This window comes from Mycobacterium sp. HUMS_12744610 (genome assembly GCF_041206865.1).
GTDB classification, from domain to species: domain Bacteria; phylum Actinomycetota; class Actinomycetes; order Mycobacteriales; family Mycobacteriaceae; genus Mycobacterium; species Mycobacterium servetii.
In genome coordinates this window covers 5,588,285-5,612,148 of sequence record NZ_JBGEDP010000001.1, presented here as the reverse complement: position 1 = coordinate 5,612,148, position 23,864 = coordinate 5,588,285, and the positions used below count along the sequence as shown (strand labels likewise).

General features: G+C 68.7%; 23 protein-coding genes, 3 pseudogenes and 1 riboswitch. Of the genes and pseudogenes, 11 read left to right on the top strand and 15 right to left on the bottom strand.

Annotated elements, in window-relative coordinates; all coding sequences use genetic code 11:
* Positions 1-32 precede the first annotated feature (32 nt).
* Positions 33-1,712 carry a long-chain-fatty-acid--CoA ligase FadD2 gene (gene fadD2, locus AB8998_RS27305; protein WP_369741036.1) on the top strand — a complete coding sequence of 560 codons (1,680 nt, stop codon included), beginning with the start codon at positions 33-35 and terminating at the stop codon, positions 1,710-1,712.
* A 21-nt stretch (positions 1,713-1,733) separates the two neighbouring features.
* Here fadD2 and AB8998_RS27300 read toward each other — a convergent pair whose 3' ends face one another.
* The 3 genes and pseudogenes from AB8998_RS27300 to AB8998_RS27290 form a co-directional block, all read right to left on the bottom strand.
* Positions 1,734-2,099, bottom strand: a complete 366-nt coding sequence (locus AB8998_RS27300) for an ATPase (protein WP_369741035.1) — start codon at positions 2,097-2,099, stop codon at positions 1,734-1,736.
* A gap of 873 nt (positions 2,100-2,972) precedes the next feature.
* Complete coding sequence (locus tag AB8998_RS27295; protein ID WP_369741034.1) at positions 2,973-5,201, bottom strand: acyl-CoA dehydrogenase family protein; 2,229 nt, start codon at positions 5,199-5,201, stop codon at positions 2,973-2,975.
* Between the two features lie 120 nt (positions 5,202-5,321).
* A pseudogene (locus AB8998_RS27290) lies at positions 5,322-6,315 on the bottom strand (alpha/beta hydrolase).
* Between the two features lie 139 nt (positions 6,316-6,454).
* On the opposite strand from AB8998_RS27290, the pseudogene AB8998_RS27285 reads away from it, so the two are divergent.
* A pseudogene (locus AB8998_RS27285) lies at positions 6,455-6,837 on the top strand (VOC family protein).
* A pseudogene (locus AB8998_RS27280) lies at positions 6,834-7,353 on the top strand (hypothetical protein). Before AB8998_RS27285 ends, AB8998_RS27280 begins: the two co-directional pseudogenes overlap by 4 nt.
* On the opposite strand, the gene AB8998_RS27275 reads toward AB8998_RS27280, so the two are convergent.
* Complete coding sequence (locus AB8998_RS27275; protein WP_369741033.1) at positions 7,319-7,990, bottom strand: TetR/AcrR family transcriptional regulator; 672 nt, start codon at positions 7,988-7,990, stop codon at positions 7,319-7,321. The pseudogene AB8998_RS27280 and the gene AB8998_RS27275 overlap by 35 nt on opposite strands.
* A gap of 92 nt (positions 7,991-8,082) precedes the next feature.
* Between AB8998_RS27275 and AB8998_RS27270 the strand changes: the two genes are divergently transcribed.
* The gene (locus tag AB8998_RS27270) at positions 8,083-8,982 is read left to right on the top strand and encodes an oxygenase MpaB family protein (protein ID WP_369741032.1); all 900 of its coding nucleotides are present in this window, start codon (positions 8,083-8,085) and stop codon (positions 8,980-8,982) included.
* Here AB8998_RS27270 and AB8998_RS27265 read toward each other — a convergent pair.
* Together AB8998_RS27265 and AB8998_RS27260 are read right to left on the bottom strand one after the other, a co-directional pair.
* Positions 8,957-9,394, bottom strand: a complete 438-nt coding sequence (locus tag AB8998_RS27265) for a type II toxin-antitoxin system VapC family toxin (RefSeq protein ID WP_369741031.1) — start codon at positions 9,392-9,394, stop codon at positions 8,957-8,959. The two genes, AB8998_RS27270 and AB8998_RS27265, sit on opposite strands and share 26 nt — an antisense overlap.
* Positions 9,395-9,652: a ribbon-helix-helix protein, CopG family gene (locus tag AB8998_RS27260; RefSeq protein WP_369741030.1), complete on the bottom strand. Its 258-nt coding sequence runs from the start codon at positions 9,650-9,652 to the stop codon at positions 9,395-9,397.
* Between the two features lie 131 nt (positions 9,653-9,783).
* Here AB8998_RS27260 and AB8998_RS27255 point away from each other — a divergent pair, with 131 nt between their 5' ends.
* Positions 9,784-11,547, top strand: coding sequence for a PPE family protein (locus AB8998_RS27255; RefSeq protein WP_369741029.1), 1,764 nt, complete (start codon positions 9,784-9,786; stop codon positions 11,545-11,547).
* An 18-nt stretch (positions 11,548-11,565) separates the two neighbouring features.
* Here AB8998_RS27255 and AB8998_RS27250 read toward each other — a convergent pair whose 3' ends face one another.
* The 5 genes from AB8998_RS27250 to rpmB are packed head-to-tail and all read right to left on the bottom strand — an operon-like array spanning position 11,566 to position 12,926.
* A complete protein-coding gene (locus AB8998_RS27250) occupies positions 11,566-11,955 on the bottom strand; it encodes a hypothetical protein (protein ID WP_369741028.1) in 390 nt (129 codons plus the stop codon).
* The gene (rpsR, locus tag AB8998_RS27245) at positions 11,952-12,218 is read right to left on the bottom strand and encodes a 30S ribosomal protein S18 (protein ID WP_369741027.1); all 267 of its coding nucleotides are present in this window, start codon (positions 12,216-12,218) and stop codon (positions 11,952-11,954) included. Before rpsR ends, AB8998_RS27250 begins: the two co-directional genes overlap by 4 nt.
* Positions 12,218-12,523: a 30S ribosomal protein S14 gene (gene rpsN / locus AB8998_RS27240; protein WP_369741026.1), complete on the bottom strand. Its 306-nt coding sequence runs from the start codon at positions 12,521-12,523 to the stop codon at positions 12,218-12,220. The genes rpsR and rpsN overlap by 1 nt, the downstream gene beginning before the upstream one ends.
* Before the next feature lie 2 nt (positions 12,524-12,525).
* Complete coding sequence (rpmG, locus tag AB8998_RS27235) at positions 12,526-12,690, bottom strand: 50S ribosomal protein L33 (RefSeq protein WP_369741025.1); 165 nt, start codon at positions 12,688-12,690, stop codon at positions 12,526-12,528.
* Positions 12,690-12,926: a 50S ribosomal protein L28 gene (gene rpmB / locus AB8998_RS27230; protein ID WP_369741024.1), complete on the bottom strand. Its 237-nt coding sequence runs from the start codon at positions 12,924-12,926 to the stop codon at positions 12,690-12,692. Before rpmB ends, rpmG begins: the two co-directional genes overlap by 1 nt.
* Positions 12,927-13,031: 105 nt before the next feature.
* On the opposite strand from rpmB, the gene mrf reads away from it, so the two are divergent.
* Together mrf and AB8998_RS27220 are read left to right on the top strand one after the other, a co-directional pair.
* Positions 13,032-14,225, top strand: coding sequence for a ribosome hibernation factor-recruiting GTPase MRF (mrf, locus tag AB8998_RS27225; protein WP_369741023.1), 1,194 nt, complete (start codon positions 13,032-13,034; stop codon positions 14,223-14,225).
* Positions 14,225-14,482 (top strand): type B 50S ribosomal protein L31, encoded by a 258-nt coding sequence (locus tag AB8998_RS27220; protein WP_369741022.1) that lies wholly within the window; start codon positions 14,225-14,227, stop codon positions 14,480-14,482. Before mrf ends, AB8998_RS27220 begins: the two co-directional genes overlap by 1 nt.
* Before the next feature lie 21 nt (positions 14,483-14,503).
* Here AB8998_RS27220 and AB8998_RS27215 read toward each other — a convergent pair whose 3' ends face one another.
* Both AB8998_RS27215 and AB8998_RS27210 read right to left on the bottom strand, forming a co-directional pair.
* Positions 14,504-14,665: a DUF7676 family protein gene (locus AB8998_RS27215; RefSeq protein WP_369741021.1), complete on the bottom strand. Its 162-nt coding sequence runs from the start codon at positions 14,663-14,665 to the stop codon at positions 14,504-14,506.
* Positions 14,665-15,090, bottom strand: coding sequence for a DUF7676 family protein (locus tag AB8998_RS27210; RefSeq protein ID WP_369741020.1), 426 nt, complete (start codon positions 15,088-15,090; stop codon positions 14,665-14,667). The genes AB8998_RS27215 and AB8998_RS27210 overlap by 1 nt, the downstream gene beginning before the upstream one ends.
* Positions 15,091-15,181: 91 nt before the next feature.
* A riboswitch (cobalamin riboswitch) is annotated at positions 15,182-15,361 on the top strand.
* Between the two features lie 35 nt (positions 15,362-15,396).
* Here AB8998_RS27210 and AB8998_RS27205 point away from each other — a divergent pair.
* The gene (locus AB8998_RS27205; RefSeq protein ID WP_369741019.1) at positions 15,397-17,061 is read left to right on the top strand and encodes a PPE domain-containing protein; all 1,665 of its coding nucleotides are present in this window, start codon (positions 15,397-15,399) and stop codon (positions 17,059-17,061) included.
* Between the two features lie 49 nt (positions 17,062-17,110).
* The gene (locus AB8998_RS27200) at positions 17,111-18,019 is read left to right on the top strand and encodes a class I SAM-dependent methyltransferase (RefSeq protein WP_369741018.1); all 909 of its coding nucleotides are present in this window, start codon (positions 17,111-17,113) and stop codon (positions 18,017-18,019) included.
* Here the strand turns inward: AB8998_RS27200 and AB8998_RS27195 are convergent.
* Positions 18,009-18,947, bottom strand: coding sequence for a hypothetical protein (locus tag AB8998_RS27195; protein ID WP_369741017.1), 939 nt, complete (start codon positions 18,945-18,947; stop codon positions 18,009-18,011). The two genes, AB8998_RS27200 and AB8998_RS27195, sit on opposite strands and share 11 nt — an antisense overlap.
* Before the next feature lie 29 nt (positions 18,948-18,976).
* Entirely contained in the window at positions 18,977-20,164 is a 1,188-nt protein-coding gene (locus AB8998_RS27190; protein WP_369741016.1) for a cupin domain-containing protein, read from the bottom strand.
* Between the two features lie 183 nt (positions 20,165-20,347).
* On the opposite strand from AB8998_RS27190, the gene AB8998_RS27185 reads away from it, so the two are divergent.
* Together AB8998_RS27185 and AB8998_RS27180 are read left to right on the top strand one after the other, a co-directional pair.
* Positions 20,348-22,132, top strand: coding sequence for a PPE family protein (locus AB8998_RS27185; RefSeq protein WP_369741015.1), 1,785 nt, complete (start codon positions 20,348-20,350; stop codon positions 22,130-22,132).
* Between the two features lie 208 nt (positions 22,133-22,340).
* The gene (locus AB8998_RS27180) at positions 22,341-23,780 is read left to right on the top strand and encodes a PPE family protein (RefSeq protein ID WP_369741014.1); all 1,440 of its coding nucleotides are present in this window, start codon (positions 22,341-22,343) and stop codon (positions 23,778-23,780) included.
* Positions 23,781-23,864 lie beyond the last annotated feature (84 nt).

Sequence of the window (23,864 nt, the reverse complement as noted above, 5' to 3'; positions counted from 1 at the left end):
GCATTGCGACGGGCGTCACATATGGTGAAGTCATGCCTAATCTCCTCGGCCTGCCCGGGCAAACCGTGGCGAAAGTCCAGCAGTACCTCGAGCGCGGCTCAGCCGAACTGCACTACCTGCGCCGCATCATCGAGTCGGGGGTGTTTCGGCTGGAACCGCCGCAGAACTACGCCGCGATGGCCGCCGACATCTACAAGTGGGGCGAGTTCGGCATGCTGCCGTCGCTGAACGCCAGGCGCACGCCCGACCGCGCCGCCTGCATCGACGAAGACGGCGAGTTCACCTACCGCGAGCTCGACGAGGCGGCCCACGCCGTGGCCAACGGCCTGATCGGCAAGGGCGTGAAGGCCGGCGACGGTGTGGCCGTGCTGGCCCGCAACCACCGGTGGTTCCTGATCGCCTACTTCGGGTGCGCCCGGGTGGGCGCCCGCATCATCCTGCTCAACAGCGAGTTCTCCGGGCCGCAGATCAAAGAGGTGTCCGAGCGCGAGGGCGCCAAGGTCATCATCTACGACGACGAGTACACCAACGCCGTCAGCAAGGCCGAGCCGCCGCTGGGCAAGATACGGGCGCTGGGCGTCAACCCGGACGCCGACGAGCCGTCCGGCAGCACCGACGAAACCCTGGCCGATCTGATCGCGCGCAGCAGCAAATCGCCCGCCCCGAAGGCGGGCAGGCACGCGTCGATCATCATCCTGACCAGCGGGACGACCGGCACGCCGAAGGGCGCCAACCGCAGCACTCCACCGACGCTGGCGCCGATCGGCGGCATCCTGTCGCACGTGCCGTTCAAGGCGGGCGAGGTGACATCGCTGCCCGCGCCGATGTTCCACGCGCTCGGCTTTCTGCACGGCACCATCGCGATGTTTTTGGGGTCGACGCTGGTGCTGCGGCGAAAGTTCAAGCCGCCGCTGGTGCTCGAGGACATCGAGAATCACAAGGTGACCGCCATGGTGGTGGTCCCGGTAATGCTGTCGCGCATCCTGGACACCATCGAGAAGATGGACACCAAACCCGACCTGTCCAGCCTGCGGATCGTGTTCGTCTCCGGATCGCAACTGGGCGCCGAGCTGGCGGCCCGGGCGCTGAAGGACCTGGGCCCGGTCGTCTACAACATGTACGGCTCCACCGAGATCGCGTTCGCCACGATCGCCGGCCCGCACGACCTGGAACGCAACGCGGCGACGGTCGGTCCGGTCGTCAAGGGTGTGAAGGTCAAGATCTTCGACGACAACGGCAGGGAGCTGCCGCGGGGCGAAGTCGGCAGGATCTTCGTCGGCAACACCTTCCCGTTCTCGGGCTACACCGGCGGCGGGAACAAGCAGATCATCGACGGATTGCTGTCGTCGGGAGACGTCGGCTACTTCGACGAGTACGGCCTGCTGTACGTCAGCGGGCGCGACGACGAGATGATCGTTTCCGGCGGCGAGAACGTCTTCCCCGCCGAGGTCGAGGACCTGATCAGCGGGCACCCCGACGTGGTGGAGGCGACGGCGATCGGCGTCGACGACAAGGAGTGGGGCCACCGGCTGCGCGCCTTCGTGGTCAGGAAGGACGGCGCTCAGGTCGACGAGGACGCCATCAAGGGATACGTGCGCGACCACCTGGCGCGCTACAAGGTGCCGCGCGAAGTGATCTTCCTCGAGGAGCTGCCGCGCAACCCGACGGGCAAGATCCTCAAGCGCGAACTGCGCGAGATGCAGGTCGACTGAGGCGTTCCCGTAGCCGCGGCGTCAGCGCCGCTCCTGGATGGCGCGGGTGATCTGGGCCGTGAGCTTAGGGTCGGCCAGCAGCTGGTCGATCAGCGCGGAGATGACCTCCTGTCCGGTGACGCGGGCGACGCCCAGCCGGTCGGCCGCGTTGCGCTGCCAGATGTCGAGGGCCCGGTGGGTGGCCGCCGGCAGGTCGACGGTGCGGCGGATCCGGCGGCCGCGTGACGGCTGCTCGGCCGCCGGTGGGCTGGCCGGGCGCTGCGGACGCTGCGGCCGGAAGCCGGTGATGCGCTCGGTAGGCGCGGCGTCGGAGGGGGACGCGGCGCCCGGTGGCGGGGCGCGGAAGGTTCCACCACCGGGTCCGACGTGGCCTGGGTTGAGGTTCACTGTGGCGATCGTCCTCCCATGAGTGGCCAATCCAATCGGCACTACGGTCAGTCGATACTGATTCTCTCACCGATCACCGCGCGAGTCGCGTCCTCGGCCGGCAAACCTCCGCACAGCGACAAGACGGCGGCCGGGTGCCGTCGAATTCGCAATGTCAAATAGTCCGCGGCAAAAGGCTTCCGCTCAGCAACGCGCATTATTGGACCGACGGATAATTGCCTCGCCGCACCAATTCCCGCCGGTCTCTTGAAATACGATGACGCGGGTTTACTGAGTTCCGTACGGCTGTGCCGGGGGATCAGTAGACCACCTTCTAACTGGGTTATTCGTCTGGGCGGGCGCGATTGTGGCGTCGCATGATCCACTGAAATCAGTGCTTCCCATTTCGCGTAAAAAGCCATCCCTTTTCGGTATGGTCTGCGACTTAATTCACAGCGGGTTTTTCGCCTTCTCTATTGCTTGCGCGCCATTGCCTTGAGTAACGTTTTCGGCATAGCGCCGACAGCGTTAGGAGGAGCCCGCCCGATGAACAACCTCCCACCGACGATGCGCCGGCCGGCCATGTCCGCGGCCGAAGCCGCTCCCGCACCGGCGCCCGGCACGGGCTTCGCCCCCGCCGCGTCGCACGGCCCAGCCGAGCCTCCGGCCGGTCCCGCCACAGGGGGGCGGGGTCTCACCGGAGTGGACGCGGCTGCGGCCACGGCGGCGGGTTCTGGCGCCACGGGCGCTGTGGGACCGATGGTGGTCAGTAGACCGCCACCGGCGGTGCCGGCAAACCACGTCCTGCCGCAAGTGGCTTGACCGGCGCCAGTTGGGGGGGAACCATGCCGATCCGACCGACGTCGGGTCGGCATGGCCCTTTCCGGGCGCGAACTAGGGATCCCGCGGCAGGCCCAGCAGCCTTTCGGCGATGATGTTGAGCTGCACCTCCGAGGTGCCGCCGTAGATGGTGGTGGCGCGGCTGGCCAGCAGGTACTCGCCCCACTTGCCCGGCAGCTCGGCGGTGTCACCGATCGCGGCGTCGGTGCCGAAGGACGACACCGCGAATTCGGCATAGCCCTGGCCGGTGCGCATCGACAGCAGCTTGGAAATCGCCGCCGAGGGCATCGCGTCACCACCGGCCAGGGTCAGCAGCGTGGAGCGCAGGTTGAGCACCTTGGCGGCATGCCCCTCGGCGATCAGCTGGCCGGCGCGGTGCTGGCCGACCTGGTCGAACTGGCCGTCGCGGACGAAGTCGACGAACTCGGGCAGGCTCGCCAGGAAGTTCGCGTCGCTGCTGCCCAGCGAAACCCGTTCCGCGGTCAAGGTATTGCGGCTGACCTCCCAGCCGCGGTTGGCCTCGCCGAGCACACACTCGTCCGGCACGAACACATCGTCGATGTACACGGTGTTGAACAGCGCGTTGCCGGTGAGCTCGCGCAGCGGCGTGACCGTGACGCCCTCGCTCTTCATGTCCAGCAGGAAGTACGTGATGCCGTTGTGTTTCGGGGCGCTCGGGTCGGTCCGCGCCAGCAGCGCGCCCCACTGCGAGAGCTGCGCGGCGGTGGTCCAGATCTTCTGCCCGGTGATGCGCCAGCCCCCGTCGGTGCGCGTCGCCTTGGTGGACAGCCCGGCCAGGTCCGACCCGGCGCCCGGCTCGGAGAACAGCTGACACCAGATCATGTCGCCCCGGAAGGTCGGCGGCAAGAACCGCTGCTTCTGCTCTTCGGTGCCGAACGCGACGATGGAGGGGATGATCCACGCGGCGATGCCGACCTGCGGCCGGCGGACCCGCCCGGTGCTGAACTCCTGGGCGATGATGACCTGCTCGACCGGGCTCGACGCCCGGCCCCACGGCTTGGGCAGATACGGCAGCACCCAGCCCGCTTCGGCGATCGCGATCTTGCGCGACTCGCGGTCCATCTCCTTGAGCGCGGCGACCTCGGACCGGATCTCGGCCCGCAGCTTCTCGGTATCGGGGTCCAGGTCGATGTCCACCGGGCGCATGCCCGTGGTGGTCGCCGTGTCCACGACCTTCTGCGGGTATTCGGTCCGGCGGCCGAAGCAGGCGGCCAGCATCAGCGCCCGGCGGTAGTAGACGTTGGTGTCGTGCTCCCAGGTGAAACCGATGCCGCCGTGCACCTGGATGCAGTCCTGGGCGCAGCGCTGCGCGGCCGCGGGCGCCAAAGTGGCCGCGACCGCGGCCGCGAACTCGACGTGGGAAGCCGCGATGTCCCAACCGTCTTCACCGGCTTCGCGCGCCTCGTCGAGGGCGCGGGCGGCATCCCACACCGCGGCGGTGGCCCGCTCGGTGTCGGCCGTCATCTCCGCGCACTTGTGCTTGATGGCCTGGAACTGGCCGATCGGCCGGCCGAACTGCTCACGGATCTTGGCGTAGGCCGACGCCGTGTCGGTGGCCCAGCGCGCCACGCCGACGGCCTCCGCCGACAGCAGGGTCGACATCAGCGCGTGCGCGGTGGCCATGCCCAGGTTGCTCAACAGGGCGTCGTCGCCGACCTCGACGGCGTTGGCGCGCACGTGGGCGACGGGGCGCAGCGGGTCGATGCTCTTGACCGGCACGATCTCGAGCTGCTCGGCGCGCAGCACCACCCACTCGTCGCCGCTGTCGATCGCCACCGGCAGGACCAGCACGGAGGCCTGCGCAGCCGCCGGGACGGCGCGCACCTCGCCGCGGATCACCAACGTATCGTTGTTCGGGCCGTGCCGGGTCGCGGTCAGTCCGGAATCGAGCGCGTAGGCGGCGATGGCCGCGCCGGAGGCCAGTTCGGATAGCACCTTGGCCCCGGCGTCGTGCGCGGAGATCAGTGCGCCGGCGATCGCGGACGGCACGAACGGGCCGGGCACCGCCCCATAACCGAACTCGGCCAGCACGATGGCCAATTCGAGGATGCCGAAACCCTGTCCGCCGACCGACTCGGATAGATGGACACCCTGCAGCCCCTGTTCGGCCGCCGCCCGCCAGTACGGCGGGGGGTTTTGCAGGGGCGAGTCCGGTGTGGTCTCCAGGGCCTCGTGCAGGACCTCGGACGGCGCCACCCGCGCCACCAGGGCTCGCACCGAATCGGCCAGGTCTCGGTGCTCAGGAGTTATCGCGATCGGCATTACGTGCCTTCCATTGCTTTGCTGGGCTTGTACTCAAATCTCGTGGTGAGGTATTCCCTCTCGGGTTACGGCCAAGCATCCTTCAATCTAGCCAACGGTCCCGCGGCGGGGTCAGCGGTCTCAACGCCAGCGTCTGGCGATGATGTCGGCCTGCTCGCTGCGGGCGCCCGGGGTGGTGAAGTAGTGGTCGCTGTCGATCGAGACCCGCTCTTTGTCGGTGCCGGCCAACGCGGCGTGGATGCGCCGGGCGTCGGAGGGCAAGACGCGGGTGTCGGCGTCGGCATTGATCACCAGCGCCGGGCAGGTGATGCGGGCCAGGTGCGGTTCGGCGCGGGTCTGGGCGGTCCGCAGACTCCACATGCCCTGCGCGGAGCGGTTGGCCTTGGCCGGGATGCCGGCGTAGCACGAGTTCGGTGCCCGCTTGCTCGGCTCGATCGCGGGATCGACCATGCGCGGATCGGCCGAGGTCCGCATCACGGCGAAGGTCGGTCGGAAAACCCCGCGGCACGAACGCGTTTGAGTTCCGACTCGGCCCAGTCGGTGATGGCGTGGTTGCGCGCGGCCTGTGCCGAGCGGTAGCGGGCGACGAACTCCGGCGAGTACGGGGGCCCGTTACGCTCGTCGAACAGGTCGAGGTCGGGATCGGTGGCGACCGGGTCGTTTCGTCGGCCACCGCGGCGTCCATCCAGGCGGTGAGCACCTCCGGCCGGCCGGGGTGACATTGGGCTCGACCGCCTGCGACTGGTATCCACCCCTTGCGTCTTGCGCAGCCAGCGCACACCGACGCCGATGTCGACCGGCGCGTGGTCGAGCGGGAAGCTGGACTCGAAGCCGCGAAACCTGTTGTCCCAGAACAGGAACCCGATGCCGCGGGTGGCCAGGTAGTCCGCCGGGTAATGCTCGGAGAAGTCGATCTGGTAGTGCGTGGCGATCATGGCCACCTTCGGCTTGCGTCCGATGCGCGGTGGTACGGGCCCTGACACGGATGGCCGCCGGCGCTGGCGCGCCGGGCGGTGGGTGAGGGTAGTCCGACGAATTCGCGGATGACCCCCGCGGCGGTGTGACGGCTCAATTCAGCGTCCCTCGGTGCAAGAAAGCGATTGGGATTGGTCATATCCCGGCCCGGTTCCGGCCGCAATCGGCATCGGGCGCACCTCCCCTTGGATCCCCTTGGATCAAGGCTGAATCCGATGTAGATTCAGATTTTGATCTTGGCCACCGAGTCCGACGCCGGGACCGAGGGGAGCCGCACGATGATCAAGCCGCACAACACCAACGGCGAATTCGAGCTCGACCGTGGACTTCTGCACCAACGTCCTGGGCATGCCGCTGATCAAGTCCCTCGATCTGCCCGACGGGCAGGGGCAGCACTTCTTCTTCGACGCCGGCAACGGCGACTGCGTCGCGTTCTTCTGGTTCGCCGACGCGCCGGACCGGGTCGCGGGGGTGTCGTCGCCGGGGGCCATCCCGGGCATCGGGGACATCACCAGCGCGGTGAGCAAGAGCGAGCGTCAGGTGTCGATCGTTCTACTTCCAGGATTCCGATGGCATCACGCTGGAATTCGCTTGCTGAATAAAGGAATTCGGGGCGAGTGACAAGCGGGCCGTGCCAAAGACCGCGGCCGACCGGAGATGACCGACGCCCAGATCGCGGCGCTGACGCACGGGCAATGCCGGGAACTGGTCTCCCGCCAGGAGCAGCCCCTGAGCGACGTGATCGATCCCGCCTTCCTCAACCGCGTGCGGCGTATCCGGTGGGTCTGATGATCGGCGGCTCGGTCGCGTTGGTGCCCTGGTCGGCCTACCTGTCCGTGACGCTGCCCCCGAACTACGTCGGATTCGATATCCTGCTGGTCGGGTTCATGCTGGCCACCGCGGTGCTCGGCTACCTGCGCCGCCGGCTGCTGGTGCTGGCCGCCTTCACCACCGGTGTGTCTGATCTGCGACGCGTGGTTCGACCTGGTGACCGCCGGGCCCAGGGACCTCCGGTTGTCGCTCGTCACCGTGCTGCTGATCGAGGTGCCATTGGCGGTGTTCCCGATCTTCGGCGTGCAGCGCGTCATGCCTCACGATGATGAGGTTGTGGCGGCTGGATCCGGGGATGTGCCTGTGGCGCCCTACCCCTTCGTCCCTGAGACCTCTTTTTCCCTGACCCGGTACAGGTTTGGTTCGGCGAGTTCGTCTAGCAGCGAGGCCAGCTGGTCGACGAGCTCGTCCGGCTCGAGCCGGACGTCGCCGGCCAGCCAGGCGCTGAGGGTCTGCCCGACGCCGCCGACCACGAAGTGCGCCGCGGCCTTGATGCGGTCGTTGGCCGGTACCTGCAGTGCATCGCCGACGTGCTGACCCGAGAGCATGGCGAACAGGGCGTTGGACTCAGCGCGTTTGCGCACCACGACCGGATCGGCTAGCTGGGTGCTGAACAGCAGGCGCCCGACGCGGGCGTCGCCGGCGACAGTGCGCACGATGTTGGCCATCCCCGCGCGGGTCTGCTGTGGCGCCGGTACCGCGGCCACCGCGGCCTGGGTGGTGGCGGCCAGATCGGCGACCACCCAGTCGAACACGCAGCCCACGAACGCGTCCTTGTCGGCGAAGCTCTCGTAGAAGTAGCGGGCGGCCAGGCCGGCGTGCCGGCAGACGCCGCGCACGGTGAGCGCCGAGATGTCCTGCCGCTCGGCCCCCAGCAGGTCCAGGCCGGCCGCCAGGAGCCGGGACCGCCGCGCGGCGACCCGCGCGGCGGCGTCGACGCCGCCGTAGGGTCGCACGCTCGACGCCTCGGACTCCCCGGCCACGGGCACCATCTTGACACCGGGCGCGACCGCGGACAATATCAGGAAACAAGCGTTCGCACATTCGGTGCGACGGGCGCCCCGGGAGGTCAAGCATGGCGATTCACCAGCCGGTTCGCCAAGCGACGCCGCACGTCGAACGCGCGGTCACCGACCCGCCCCGTCGCACCCGGCGGCGGGGGCCGGGGATGGACGAGGGCTTGATGGGCGTGGCCCTGCTGGCCGGCCCGGCCAACGTGATCATGCAGCTGGCCCGGCCCGGGGTGGGCTACGGGGTCATGGAGAGCCGCGTCGAAAGCGGCCGGGTGGACCTGCACCCGATCAAGCGGGCGCGGACCACCTTCACCTACCTCGCGGTGGCCACCGCGGGCAGCCCCGCGCAGAAGGACGCCTTCCGTCGCGCGGTGAACCGGGCGCATGCGCAGGTGTACTCCACCCCCGAAAGCCCGGTGCCCTACAACGCCTTCGACGTGGACCTGCAGCTGTGGGTGGGCGCTTGCCTGTACAAGGGCGGGCTCGACGTCCACCGCATCTTCGTCGGTGAGCTCGACGAGCGCGACGCCGACCGCCATTACCGCGAGGGCATGACGCTGGCGACCACGCTGCAGGTGCCGCCGCAGATGTGGCCGGCCGACCGTGCGGCCTTCGACCGGTACTGGCAGGAGTCGCTGGCCCAGGTGCACATCGACGACGCCGTGCGGGGCTACCTGTTCCCCATCGCGGCCGGGCGCATGCGCGGCGTCGTGCTGCCGGGCCCGTTACAGCACATGATGGACAACCTGGCGCTGCTGATCACCACCGGCTTTCTGCCGCAGCGGTTCCGCGACGAGATGCGGCTGCCGTGGGACGCCGCCAAGCAGCGCCGGTTCGACCGGCTGATGGGCGCGCTGGGCACGGCCAATCGTCTGATGCCGCGGTTCGTCCGACAGTTCCCGTTCAACGTCCTGCTCTGGGACGTCGACCGCCGGATCAGGACGGGCCGGCCCCTGGTCTGACCGCCCGCAGCGAGGCAAACCGCGCGAAGTCCCGGTCCAAAGTCGCCACGTCGCAGTGGTGTTCGACGGCGAGGGCCGCGAGTACGGCGTCGGGAATCAGGTCTCCGGAGGCGTCGGCCTCCTCGCAGGCGCGCCGCAGCAGCGCGAGGTGTCGTGGGCCGGGGCCCGTCGGCAGGTGGTGGGGCTGGGCGACGACTGCGTCGATGAATGCGAACGCCTCGTCCCGCGGCGTGGGGATCTCGAAGATACGACGGTTCGTCGCCAAGCGCAGAAACGACGCCCACACGACATTCGGCACCGTGAACTGGTCGTCACCCGCGAGCAACCGATCGAACCAGGGGCGGACGCCGTCGTGCTGCGGGTGGTCGCCGCGATGCGCGGCCAGCAGCACGTTGACGTCGAGCAGCAGCATCTACTTGAGGGCGTCGAGGTCGCGGCCCTCGTCGAGAAGCTCGGCCAGCGCGCGGTTGGAGGTCAGGTCGATCCCCGGCCGCGCGCCGGTGCCGCCCTGGAAAACCGGCACGGCCGGCCGGGCCGAGCCGCCCGGAACTGCGGCGAGTTCGCGGCGCAGGGCGTCCTCGATCACCGAACCCAGCGATTGACCACGCTCGCGGGCCCGGCGCTTGGCCGCTGCGAGCAGTTCGTCGGAGATCGACACGGTGGTGCGCATGATGACAACAATACCGCATCACAGGCATCACCGCTCTTCAGCTGCCGAACCGGAGGGGGCGGGGTGTCTTGTTGTTAACGACAACCATTGTCATTAAGCTTTCCGGCAGTGACCGGGAAGGGCGACTGACGATGACGGCACCGATCTGGATGGCCGCACCGCCGGAGGTGCACTCGGCCCTGTTGAGCAGTGGGCCGGGGCCGGGGTCGCTGATGGCGGCCGCGGGGGCATGGAACTCGCTGAGCGCCGAATACGCCACGGCCGCAGAGGAACTCACGGCACTGCTGGGGACGGTGCAGGCCGGCGCGTGGGAGGGGTCGAGCGCCGAGTCCTATGTGGGCGCCAATGCGCCGTATGTGACGTGGCTGATGCGGGCAAGCGCCGACAGCGCGGTCACGGCCGCCCAGCACGAGGTTTCGGCCGCCGCCTACACCGCCGCGCTGGCGGCAATGCCCACCCTGGCGGAGCTGGCCACCAACCACGCCATCCACGGGATCTTGTTGGCGACCAACTTCTTCGGGATCAACACCATCCCGATCGCGGTCAACGAGGCCGACTATGCGCGGATGTGGGTCCAGGCCGCCACCACGATGGCCACTTATCACGCGGTCTCGGGTACGGCGCTGGCATCCACGCCGCAAACCGGCCCGGCGCCGCCGATCCGCAAAACCGGAACGCCAAACCTGGCGCAGTTCTCGGCGGCGTCCAATCCGCTGCAGGGATTCGTGCAGCAGATCGAACAGTTCTTGCAAAATCCGCTCAATATCCAGCAGGACATTCTCAACATCCTGAACAGCAACATCCAGAGCAACAACCCGCTGGGGCTACCGCAGTGGTTCCAGAACATTCTGCAATCCGTCGGTGTCTCGAACACCCAGGTGGCGCACGACCCGACGATCGACCTCCCGTTCGACAACGTGATCGCCAACATCCTGCAGCACGTGGGCATCAATTGGGATCCGGCCGGCGGGACGATCAACGGGGCCACCTATGACACCTATGCGAACCCGGGTCAGGCGATGTACTGGGTCGCTCGCAGCCTCGAACTGTTCGAGGACTTCCAGAATTTCCTGGTGGACCTGACGCAAAATCCGGTGCTGGCGTTTCAGTGGCTCGGCAGCTGGCTTTTCTTCGACATCCCGACCCACATATTGGAAGTGGCGGCCTACGCGGTCAGCAATCCGGGGCTGGCCCTTGCCGCCCTCCCCGCCCTCGCTCCCCTGGGAGCTGTGGGCGGCCTGGCGGGGCTGGCGGGACTGGCCGCCGTCCACCCGGTCGCGGCCGTCGTGCCCACGCCGCCACCGCCCGTAATGCTGCCCCTGGCCCCCGTGGCCCCGACGATCGCGGCGCCGGCGGTGCCCGCCTCGGCGGCGGGCCCGGCGCCCACACCGTCGAGCCCGCCCGCTTCCCCGGGTTCCGCGCCGGCGCCGCCGCCCGCTCCCGCGTCCGCGGCGGGGTTCTTCCCTCCGTACGCGGTGCCCCCGGGCGTCGGATTCGATTCGGGAATGAGCGCCCGGGCGAGTTCGAGTGCGAAACGGAAAGCGCCGGAGCCCGACAGCGCGGCCGTCGCGGCCGCGGCGTCCGCGCGGGAAGCGGCGCGTGCGCGGCGGCGCAGGCGGGCGAAGCAGCCTGACCACGGCGACGAGTTCCTGAGCATGGACTTCGACGTCGAACCGGCCTGGGAAGCAACCTCGAACGGCGAGGCCATCGCCTCGGATCGGGGTGCCGGAGGCCTCGGGTTCGCCGGCAGGGCGCACAAGGACGCGGTCGGGGCGGCCGCGGGGCTGACCTCTCTGGCCGGCGACGGGTTCGGCGGTAGCCCGAAGGCCCCGATGATGCCGGGCACCTGGAATGCCGACGGCCGCCGGGGTGCCGGCGAACGGCGGGATGTCTAGCGCGGCTCGTCGGCTACCTCAGTTGCATCGACTCGAGTTGACCGCCCAAATCTGAAATGCGCCGAGCTGCTTCGGCAAGGGCGTGCTTTCCCATTCCCCGAGCTCCAGCCAATCGCGCAGGGCGGCCGCCTGGGCGTGGCCGGTGATGGGGCCGATCCAGTGCGGCGGGCCGCACGCCTCCCGTTCATTCGTGCAGGGCTGTACCACGGCCATGACGCCGCATCCGGCCGGTCGCGCCGCGCAGGTGAGCGTTCCCAGCATGCAGGCGGCGGAGACGAGCATGGCATGTGGGCAGCACCGGATTGTGGGCCGTAGTTCGTTGACCACCGAGAGTTCGAGGCCGCTCGCACAGGCGGCGCACACGATCACGGTGAAGGGACGGTCGGTGCCGCGGTGCGGGGCCGTCACCGGCTGACGCCCTGTCCCGGGTACGGGAGCAGCGCCATTTCGCGGGCGTTTTTGATGGCGGTCGCGACCTGTCTTTGCTGTTGGACGGTCAGGCCGGTGACCTGGCGGGAACGGATCTTGCCTCGTTCGGAGATGAACACCCGCAGCGTGGTGGTGTCCTTGTAGTCGACGGCGGTGAGCCCGAGGCTGGCGAGCAGGTTCTTCTTGCCGGACTTGAGGCCCGGCCGAGCGGGGCGACGCGGGCGCTGAGTTTTCTTGGCCATCACCAGCTCGCCTTGCGCACCCCGGGCAGCTGCCCGACATGGGCCAGTTCACGGACGCGTACCCGGGAGAGCCCGAATTTGCGCAGGTGCCCGCGCGGACGCCCGTCGACGGCATCGCGGTTGCGCACGCGCACCGCGCTGGCGTCGCGCGGCTGGCGTGCCAGCTCTGTTTGTGCCGCCGCCCGTTGCGCACCGGTGCTCGATGGTGAGCGGATGATCTCTTTGAGCGCGGCGCGGCGCTCGGCGTAACGCGCCACCACCGCGCGACGCCGATCGTTCTTGACGATCTTGGACTTCTTCGCCATGTTCAGCGCTCCTCGCGGAATTCGACGTGGCGGCGAAGCACCGGGTCGTACTTGCGCAGTACCAGCCGGTCCGGGTCGCTGCGCCGGTTCTTGCGGGTCACGTAGGTGTAGCCGGTGCCCGCCGTGGACCGCAGCTTGACGGTCGTGCGGATCTCGTTGCGCGCCATCAGATTCGCTGCCCTTCCCGGCGCAGCCTCGCCACGACGGCCTCGATGCCGTCGCGGTCGATGACCTTGATGCCCTTGGCGCTGACCCGAAGCCGAATCCGGCGGTCCTCCGACGGCAGGTAGTAAGTCTTGAGCTGGACGTTGGGGGACCAGCGCCGGCGGGTTCGGCGATGGGAATGCGATACCGCGTTACCGAAACCCGGGGTCCGGCCGGTCACCTGGCAACGAGCAGACACGGGCAGCCTCCTTGACCGCTTATTGAAAATCGTTTTCGACAAGCCTCGCCGGAGACGGTACCGTACAAGCAGTCTTAATGAAAATGATTACCAATAAGGAGGACGATGCGGACGCCCGTCATCCTGGTCGCCGGCCAGACACACACCGATCCGGTTGTGGGGAAGCTGCTGAGTAAGCCCGGAACCACTGTCGTCGAGCATCGTTTCGACGGTCACGTGGTGCGGCGAACCCTGATGACCCTGCGGGACGGCGCGATGAACAGCACCGAGTGCGGGCTGGAACTCGTACACGGCTGCGTGTCGTGCACCATCCGCAACGACCTCCTGGTGTTGCTGCGCCAGCTCCACCGCCGCGCCGACGTGGACCGCGTGGTGGTGCACCTGGCGCCCTGGCTGGAACCCGAACCGATCTGCGTGGCCATCGACCACGTTCGGGTGCGAGTGGGCCCGGGCTACATCGACGGGCCTGCGGCCCTGGACGTGGCGATCGCAGCCGTGGTCACCTGTGTCGACTCGGCAGAGTGGCTGAGCCAAGCGCTCGGCGACGACCTCCTCGGCGACGGACGCACCCAGGCTCAAGTGGTGGTCGGGCAGGGCGAATTCGCCGACGTGGCCGTCCTCAACCGGGCCAACCCCTTCGTTGTCTCCGTGTTGCGCCGTCTGTCGCCGCGCGCCCGCATCCGCGTGGGTGCCGACGGCATCGAGGACGCGCTGAACAGCTTGTACCGCGATGCGCGGCGGGGCCGAAGCGACGACCCGCACGGTCCACTGCTGGCCGGACAGCCGCCCCTGGACTCGCGTGGCCCGATCAGCCTGGTCGAGTTCAATGCTCGGCGCCCCTTCCATCCGCACCGCCTGCACGCGTGCGTGGACCTGCTGCTCGAAGGCGTCATCAGAACACGGGGGCGCGTCTGGCTGGCCAACCGGCCCGAACACGCGATGTGGCTGGAATCCGCAGGCGGCGGAATGCGTGTCAGTTCGGCCGGCAAGTGGCTGGCCGCACTGACGGGTCCCCAACTGGCCGCCATCGATGCAGAGCGACGAGCCTTCGCCGAACTGGCCTGGGACGACCGTTACGGCGACCGGCACACGGCGATGACCATCCTGGTCTGCGGCGCGAGCGCCACCGACATCCTCGATGCCCTCCACGGCGCGTTGCTCACCGACGACGAGCTTTGTTCTCCTCAGGACTGGGGCCACTACGACGACCCGTTCGGCGATTGGCACGAAGACCCCTGCGGGGACCTGGCGGAAGCCGCCGAGGACAACCTCTCCCACGTCCGTGACGGGGATCGCTGATGAAGCCCGGGATTCACCCCGACTACCATCCCGTCGTCTTTCTGGATGCCACGACCGGGTCGATGTTCCTGACCCGATCGACGGTGACCGGTTCGCGCACCATCGAATGGGAGACGCCGCGCGGACTACGCACCTATCCCGTCGTAGTCGTCGAGGTCACCTCGGCTTCGCACCCGTTCTGGACGGGCAGCCGCCGGATCGTCGACAGCGCCGGGCAGGTGGAGAAATTCCGTCGCCGCTACGGCCGCGAAACCTGATGAGCGCCTAGCTGAACCGGTTCAGCCGTGTCGAAAGCCCTTGCCGGTGCGATCCTGTGGGTCGGGCTTCAGCCCCGGGAAGGTGGCCCGCAGCCGGTCCCACAATTCCAGCTGTCCCCACGCGGGCTCGTCGCGAAGCTGCTGGTCGTTGGTGAGGAACGGGTTCGGCAGCAGCAGCGTCATCATCTGTTCGTCGCGGCCGTTATCTGTTCGTCGCGGCCGTTGTGGAGCCGCACGCCCCACGAGGTGGGGAACCCGTCACCGCCGATCCGGCGATACAGCTCGGCGCGAGCGCATCGGCGGATACGGCCCAGCTCGGGTCCGCTTGCCCGGTGCTCGCCGATGCAGAGGTGAAAATGCCAGCGGCCGAAGTCAACCGTCACGTACCCGTCGTTCACCGTGATGCGCTCGGGTGCGTTGGGCGCCGCCACTTCCCAGGCCGCACCCTCGATCAGGGTGCCGAACCAGATATCTTCCCGGTACTCGCCGAAGCACACGGGGATCAGATCCAGCAGTCTTTGTTCGTCGGCCGGCAGCGACCAGCGCTGTTCCCGTCCGCCACCTTCGGTCTCGATCATCGGTGGGGTGGCGGTGTCGACGTCGGTCATGACGCTCTCCTTCCCGGTCGCGTCAGCGGCGTGCTGAAAGCTAATCCCGCCGAAGCCGCACCTGCAAGGTGCTGGCAGGTGCGGCTTGCGCAGGGCCGGGATGAGACACTGCTTCCCGTAAGGCGATGACGACGCAGGAAGCCGGTGTGAGTCCGGCGCGGTCCCGCCACTGTCATCGGGGAGCGACCCTCATAAGCCACGGCCACAGGCTGGAAGGCGAGGCGAGCGGCGATCCGAGAGCCAGGAGACTCGCGTCATCGCGTCCTGCTAGCCCGGGGCGGTGCACCCCGAGAAAGCTGACCGGTCATGAGGCTGCACGCCCTCTCCGGCGGCCCAGCCGCCCCGATCTGGATGGCCTCGCCTCCCGAGGTGCATTCGGCCCTGCTGAGCAACGGCGCGGGGCCCGGCCCGCTGTTGGCGGCCGCCGAATCCTGGCGCTCGCTGAGCGCTGCGTATGCCGCGACGGCCGACGAGCTGGCCGCGTTGTTGACCGCCGTGCAGGCGGAAAACTGGGAGGGCTCGACGGCTGGGGCCTATGCCGCCGCACATGAGCCGTACCTGGCATGGCTGATGCAGTCCGGCGCCGAGAGCGCCGCGAGGGCCGCCGAACTGGAAACCGCCGCCGCCGCCTACGCGACTGCCCTGGCCGCCATGCCGACGCTGGCGGAACTGGCTTCCAATCACGCCGCTCACGCTGCGCTGGCGGCGACGAATTTCTTCGGTATCAACACGATTCCGATCGCGCTCAACGAGGCCGACTACGCGCGGATGTGGATTCAAGCCGCCACCGTGATGGCCACGTATCAGGGTGTGGCCGGCGCGGCGGCGGCGGCGACGCCGCAGACCACCCCCGCCCCCCGTATCGCGAATTTTCGCCTGCCATCGGTATGGGATTTCTTCACGGGCGTAGACGATCTCATCGAGCAGTCCCTGCCGCCTGATCTCCGGCAATCGATCGGAGCGGTGTTCTGGTTCCTCGAAAGTCCTGCCAATCTGGCAAGCCAGCTGCAGTACAACTTTCCCACCACTGACATCCCGGCGATAACGTGGGCCGGCGCGTACCAGGAGCTTTTCGTGCAGGACCCCTGCTATTACGCCGCTTACTGGCCGACGGTCGTAGCGGCAGCGGGCAACAATCCCGAAATGCTGCTGTGGGTTTCTCTCATCTACGGAACGCAGATCGGCATCGACTACATGTGGGAAATTGCCCACGTCACTTATCTTCTGGGCGCAAATGGGCTCCTGACGCCGCTGGCGTCACCGCTGCTGGCCGCGCCGACCGGCGCGGTCGGGGGTTTTGCGGGGATGGCCGGTCTCGCCGGCATCGCGCCCCCGCCTGCGGTGTCCGTCGCGCCCCCCGCCCCGGTCGTCCCCCTCTTGAGTCCGCCACCGGTCTCGGTGCCGGCCCTCGCGCCGGCCACCGTCGCTGCCGTGACGCCGCTGCCGGCTTCGGTTCCAACGGCGCCCGCACCACCCCCGCACGCCCCACCATCACCGCCGGCGCCGCCGACTGCCGGCCCGGGCCCCTTTCCCTATCTGGTGGGGGCCATGGGCATGCCCGACCGGGCGGGCGCCGGTGCCGGTGCGAAGCGCAAAACGGCCGAGCCGGAAATCGCCACGACACCCGCGGCGGTCGCGGCGGCCCCGGAACAGTCCCACCGGCGCAGACGTCGACGGGTGGGTTCCCGGCAGCTCGGCCGCGGTTTCGAGTACATGGATCTTGCGCCGGACGCAGGGCCCGATGCCTCGATGGACTCGCTGTCGGACTCCACGGCGGCTTCCGGGCACGCGGCGGATACGTCGGGCATCGCCGGAACCGCTCACCGGGCGGGTTCCGGGCGGGCGGCGGGATTGATCGCACCGGGCGACGAGGCGTCCGGAGGCCGCCCGTTCCCGCCACTTTTGCCGGGAACCTGGGGCGCCGAGTCGGCACCACCCCCGGGGCCGCGCTGTCGGGCAGACAACCGCTGACGCTCTACTGGGAAAGGCCGCCACAGATCGTCGGCGTATTCTCGGTCCAATGCGAAGCGAAGGTGATACCTGGGACATCACAACAAGTGTCGGCTCCACGGCGTTGTTCGTCGCGACCGCGCGGGCGCTGGAAGCCCAGAAGCCCGACCCGCTGGCCGTCGACCCCTACGCGGAGGTCTTCTGCCGCGCCGTCGGCGGTCGCTGGGCCGACGTGCTGGACGGTAACGCCCCCGACCACGACCTCAAGACGGCCGACTTCGGCGAGCCTTTCGTCAACTTCCAGGGCGCCCGCACCCGGTACTTCGACGAGTACTTCCGTCGGGCCGCCGCCGCGGGCGTGCGGCAGGTGGTGATCCTGGCGGCGGGACTGGATTCCCGCGCCTACCGCCTGGACTGGCCGGCCGCGACGACCATCTTCGAGCTGGACCGCCCGCAGGTCCTCGACTTCAAGCGCGAGGTGCTCACCGAGCGGGGTGCTCAGCCGCGCGCGTTGCGCCGCGAGATCGCTGTCGACCTGCGCGACGACTGGCCGGCGGCCCTGCGGGACGGCGGATTCGATCCGGCCCTGCCCTCGGCGTGGATCGCCGAGGGCCTGCTGATCTATCTGCCGGCCGCCGCCCAGGAGCAGCTGTTCACCGGCATCGACGGCCTGGCCGGCCCCGGCAGCCACGCCGCCATCGAGGACGGCGCGCCGCTGGAACAGCGGGAATTCGAGGCCAAACGCGAGGAGGAGCGCGCCGCGATGGCCGCCGGCGAGGACCAGCGGCCCTTCTACCAGCTCGTCTACAACGAGCGCTGCGCGCCGGCCACCGAATGGTTCGGCAACCGGGGCTGGACAGCAAGCGGCGTTTCGCTGGCCGATTACCTCCGGCAGGTCGGTCGCCCGGTGCCCGGGCCGGAGACCGACGCCGGGTCGATGCTCGTCCGCAACACGCTGGTCAGCGCCGTCAAGGCGTGAGCGCGCGATAGCCGGGTTCGGCGTATCGCTGCGCGGCCGTCCGCATCTCGTCGGTGATCCGGCGGCGGTCGCCGGCAAAGAGGCGGCGCCCCTTGGAGTAGAAGCGGGCCGCTTCGGTCATGAGTTCGACTGCCGCCGAGTCAGTTTCGAGGCCGAAGTGCGGGGCAACGCGATTCCACGCCGCGGCGGGCAGGTCGGCGTAGTCGATGCAGAGCCGCCCGTGCGGATCGCTCGCGGCCGCCTCCAGCATCGCGCCGAGCGCGCGGGCGGCGAATTCGGCTCGCGACATGGCCGGCACCGAGGCCGGGTCGAGGCCGAAACGCCGTGCGGCACGCTGCGGGTGTGCCTGGAGACCGAGCCAGCCCGGCGGGTCGGCGAGCAGCGAGGCCAGCACGCGCGCCGGCTCGCGTTGGACCCAGACCCATGGTGTTTCGGGAAAGGCGGCGGCGAGCACACCCCGGCGGCGGATGTTCCAGCTGGTGCACTTGAGGACCAGTCGGTGTTCGTCGCCGTGCCGGCGGCGGCCGAGCGCCCGCACCACGAGCCGCACGAGTCGGACCAGCGTGGCCTCGTCGACCACGGCGGGCCCGAGCCCGAGCAGCGTGTTGAGCGGGGCCGGCTCGGCAACGACGACGACGCCGGGAAGGGTGCTCAACAGCCGGGACACGAGCGTGGATCCGCACCGGGAGTGATGAAAGACCATGCCGGCCGGCTCGAGCGACGGCTCGGTGTCGAGGGCGGCCATCGCCTGCAGCCCGGTCTTGACGAGCGGTCGGGCGGTCGGGCCGGCCGCCCAGCGGTTGACGGTCTGATCGAAGAACGGTTCGGCGAAGCGCTCCGTCGACAGATCGGCCCAGTAGACCGCTGGGGCGGACCCGGAGAAGTCAAGTCTGATCGGCGTCCAGCGGGCCAGGTCTGCGAGCTGCATGGGCGAGTTCACGGCGCGGCTTTTGCTGATCAGTTATCCGGCAACCGAACCAAGAATCCGCTCACCAGCAGCGAGCGGGCCAGCTCGACCTGCTGCCCCGCGCGCAGCCCGGGCAGGTCTCCGACCCGAAACGGCTGCACGCTTTTCGAGAGGAACCGCATCGCGGCCTCGTGGTCGGCGCCGGCCGTTATCGACACACTGGAGAATTGCAGCACCACGCCGCCGGATACGGTTTTCACCCACGAATAGAGCGGTTGGTACTTCGTGACCAGTGTCTGTCCATCGACTCCCGTCGCGTCGGAGATCGATCCGATCGGTGGACACCGGCCCCGGCGCACCAGGACGTCTGCCAGTACGTCGAGGCCTCCGGCGACGGCCCCCGGGTCCCCCAAAGCGCTGACGGCGCCGCGAAGCAGGGAATCCAGCGACGCTCGCACCCCCTGGTCGTCGAGATGTCGCGGCGGCAACTGGGCGTTCAGGCGATCATCGCGGAGACTCAGCGCGTGCAGGGCCCCGATGGCAAGCTCAACCGCCGTGGGGACGTGGACTCCGACCGTCAAGTGGACGGACGGTTCGGCGTCGGCATCGGCGGCGTGCACCAGACCTCGTGGCAGATACAGCACGTCGCCGGCTTCGAGCCGCAATTCGGTTGGCGACGCACGGCCGTCGGGGCTAACCGCCTTGTCACGCCGCTGCATCTCGTGAGGTGGGATGCGGATGCCGTCGTACAGATGCCATACCTTTGAACCGCCGACCTGCAGGACCAGCACGTCGTGGTCGTCGTAGTGCGGCACCAGCCCGCGTGACCCGGGCGGTGTGGCGTAGGCGTTCACCTGCACCGGAAAGTTCAGATCGGCCTCGATCGACTGGGCGAGCGAAGCGATCGCGCGCACGTAGCGCTCGACGCCGTCGGCGACGACCGTGAAGCCGTCGGCAAAGTCGTTTCGGATGCCGACGAGATCGAGCCGGCCGTCGCCGAGGCGGTAGCTCTCGGACCCGCTCCTCTTGTCTTTGCCCCGCATCAGGCGCACCGCCGTCGGATCTTCGCGGAAGAGCTTCAGAAGTTCCTCCAGCGCCGAAGGCCCGTGCAGCAAGCTGTCGAAGTAGCCGGCAGCTTGCCGTTTGACGTGGTAGTGCCTCGTCGTCCAGATCGTCTCGAGGAAGGTTTCCAGTTCCAGTGGCGCGATCAGCCATGCGAGCGACGGTTCGATAGCCAACCTCCCCCTGACGTCTTCGCGGCGGTGGTGGCGAGGTTAGCAAGGGCGGATGGGCGAAGTCTCCCTCGCGTCCCTCGCGGGGTCCGGTCCGCGTGGTCGCGGAACCGGGAACCCTTTTTTCGCGACCTACACAGGGGGCACGGCGAACGGACTCCCGCGATCGACGAAAGGGGGAGCGGCCCGATGACTTTTCAGGTGTTGCCGCCGGAGCTAAATTCTGCGCTGATCTACGCGGGTGCGGGATCGGCTCCGATGTTGCATGCTGCCGCCGCGTGGGACGGTTTGGCTTGCGAATTGGGCTCGGCGGCGTCGGCGTTCGAGTCGGTGACGTCGGGGCTGGCCAGTCAGTCGTGGCAGGGTCCGGCGTCGACGGCGATGCTGGCTGCGGCGGCTCCGTACGCGGGGTGGCTGAGTGCCGCGGCGGCTCAAGCCCAGGGGGTGGCCATCCAGGCGAAAGCCGTCGTCAGCGCGTTTGAGTCGGCCCTGGCCGCGACTGTGCACCCATTGGCGGTGGCAGCCAACCGCAAGACGTTCGCTCAACTGGTGCAGTCGAACTTCCTGGGGCTCAACGCGCCGGCGATTGCTGCCGCCGAGTCGCAGTACGAGGAGATGTGGGCTGCCGATGTGGCCGCGATGGTGGGTTACCACGGTGGGGCCTCGGGGGCGGTCGCCCAGTTGTCGTCCTGGCCGTCCCTCAACACCGGCCTGGGAAACATCGGCAGCTGGAACCTGGGTAGCGGCAACATCGGTAACACCAATCTGGGCAGCGGCAACATCGGTAACACCAACCTGGGCAGCGGCAACGTCGGCAACACCAATCTGGGCAGCGGCAACGTCGGCAACACCAATCTGGGCAGCGGCAACATCGGTAACACCAACCTGGGGCTGGGGAACGTCGGCAATCTCAACCTGGGCAGCGGAAACCAGGGCAACAACAACGTCGGCGGCGGAAACATCGGCTCGGACAACTTCGGGAGTGGAAACACCGGCAACGCCAACGTCGGCTTCGGCAACCTTGGCAGCAACAACTACGGCTTCGGCAACAGCGGCAGTGGCGACATCGGTATCGGGCTCGCCGGCAACAATCAAGTCGGCATCAACTTCGCCGGCCTGCTGAACTCGGGCTCCGGCAACATCGGCTTCGGGAACGCGGGCAGCGACAACATCGGCTTCTTCAACTCCGGCAGTGGCAACTTCGGCATCTTCAACTCCGGCAACGGCGACTTCGGTTTCGCGAACGCGGGCAACACCAACACCGGCTCGTGGAATGGCGGCAACTTCAACTTCGGCTTCGGCAACGCGGCCGACCTCAACGCCGGCTTCGCGAACGCGGGCGCGGGGAACGTGGGCTTTGCAAACGCGGGCAGCGGCAATTTCGGCCTCGGCAACGCCGGCCTGTTCAACGACGGCAATTTCAACTCCGGCGGCGGCACCTTCAACCACTCGGGCGGTGCGCCGGTGCCGCCGGGCGTCGGCACCAACACGGGCAGCTTCAATTCGGGCAACGTGAACACGGGCTGGTTCAACTCGGGCGACAGCAACACTGGCTTGTTCAACTCGGGCACCCTGAACACGGGCGTGGGCGGCACGGCGGACCTGACCGGGGTGGTCGCGAGCTCGGGCTACGGCAACTCCGGGACCGCGTCCTCGGGGTTCTTCAATTCGGGTGACTCGTCCTCGGGCTTGTCCAACAACGGCTCGCAGAGCGCCGGCCTTTTCAACACCGGCGACGTCCAGACGGGCCTTTTCAACACCGGCGGCTCCAACACGGGCTTTTTCAACCGGGACTATGACAACGTCGGCTTCGCGAACACCGGCTCGGACAATGCCGGCTTCGGACTCTCCGGCAGCGACAACAGCGGCCTCGCAGACTCGGGCGCCTTCGATGCGGGCGCGCTCAACCAGGGCGACTACCAGGCCGGCATTCTCGGACCCGGCCCCATCGCCACCCTGACGGGCAGCTACTGAGCGGGTGGACCCGTCCGCGTGTGCCTGCGAAACGCTGATGGGTTGACCGCGTGTGGGAACTTTTTCGCTTCGGTCGCCGACCACTCCCCGGGCGCACACGACAACGGCGCTCAACTGAACCCATGCAAGGAGTCCGTGCTATGACGCGACGGGTTGCTGCCCGAGCGTTTGTTCCGGCGGCGCCGCATTCGGCCGGGGACGGCTCTCAGTGACCGCGCCGATCTGGATGGCTTCGCCGCCGGAGGTCCATTCCGCGCTGCTCAGCGCCGGTCCCGGGCCGGGCAGCTTGCTGGCTGCCGCCGGGTCGTGGAATTCGCTGAGTGAGACTTACACAGCGGTCGCGGAAGAACTCCGCGCAATCTTGGCGGCGGTGCAGACCGGGGCGTGGGAAGGGCCGACCGCCGAAAAGTACGTGGCCGCGCACCTGCCCTACCTGATCTGGCTGATGCAGGCCAGCGCCGACAGCGCGGCCGCGGCTGCCCGGCACGAGAACGCCGCCGCCGCCTATGCGGCCGCGGTGGCCGCGATGCCGACCCTGGTGGAGCTTGCCGCCAATCATGCGATCCACGCGGCGTTGGTAGCGACGAACTTCTTCGGGCTCAACACCATCCCGATCGTCGTCAACGAGGCCCAATACCTGGCGATGTGGATCCAGGCCGCAGCCGCGATGGCCCAGTACGCGTCGGCCTCTTTCTCGGCGGTGGCCTCGGCACCGCGAACCACGGCGCCGCCGCAAATCGTGAAGCCCATCCAGAGCAGCGACAACAGCGACACCGGCGGCGGCGTGAGCAACATCATCGACAACGATGCAGGCAACCCGTACCAGCTGAACTGGTGGACAAACCGAGTCCTCGAAGTCACGCAAACCCTGCAGCGCGACATACTGGAGTTTCCGCAAAATCCATCCGGCGCGTTATCCCAGCTGCAGTCCGACATTCCCGGGTTGATAGCCGACGAGGTGGGTCACGCGGCGGAGGCTTATGAGGCGTTCTTCCCCGAGATCAACGCGCTCGCGGCCGGCCTGCCGGCCGTCAACCCGGGTTTGTTCGGCTTGGCGGGCCTTGATGGCGTGCCCGGGACGCAGCTCGACGTGGCCTCTGCGGCGCCAGCCGCACCGCTCCCCGAGGCGTCCGGCGCACCGGTGGCCGGCAGCTCTCCGGCGGTGAGCACCGCCGCGGCGCCGGGCCCCACGCCGTCCCCGGCTTCGGCCCCGGCGGGCGCGCCCGCCTCTGCCCCCGCGGCCCCGGCGCCACCACCACCGCCGCCCCCGGGCGCCGGTGGTGGCGGCTTTCCCTACCTCGTGGACGGCCCGCACCTGGGCACCGGCACGGGAATGGCCACCGGCGCCCGGCGGAAGGCCCCCGAGCCCGATGTCGCCGCGGCCTTCGCGGCCGCCGGGGCCGCGGCGACGCAGCGCGAGCGGGCGCGCCGGCGCGGGCAGGCGGCGATGACGAGCCCGGACCGCGGCTACCGCTACGAGTTCCTGGCGTCCGGCGGGGGAGCGGGGCCCCTCGGCTTTGCCGGCGCAGCGTCTTCGGACACCGCCGTCGAAGCGGGCGGGTTGGCGACGTTGGCCGGTGACCGATTAGGTGGCGGGCCGTCGGTACCCATGGTCCCTGGTACCTGGCCGGCCGGCGATACCGCATAATGAAAACCATGTTCAGTAAGCCGCGCTTCGACTACTTTCCGAAAATGCGGATGAAGCCTGGCCATGAAATCTCATTTGCGGTAA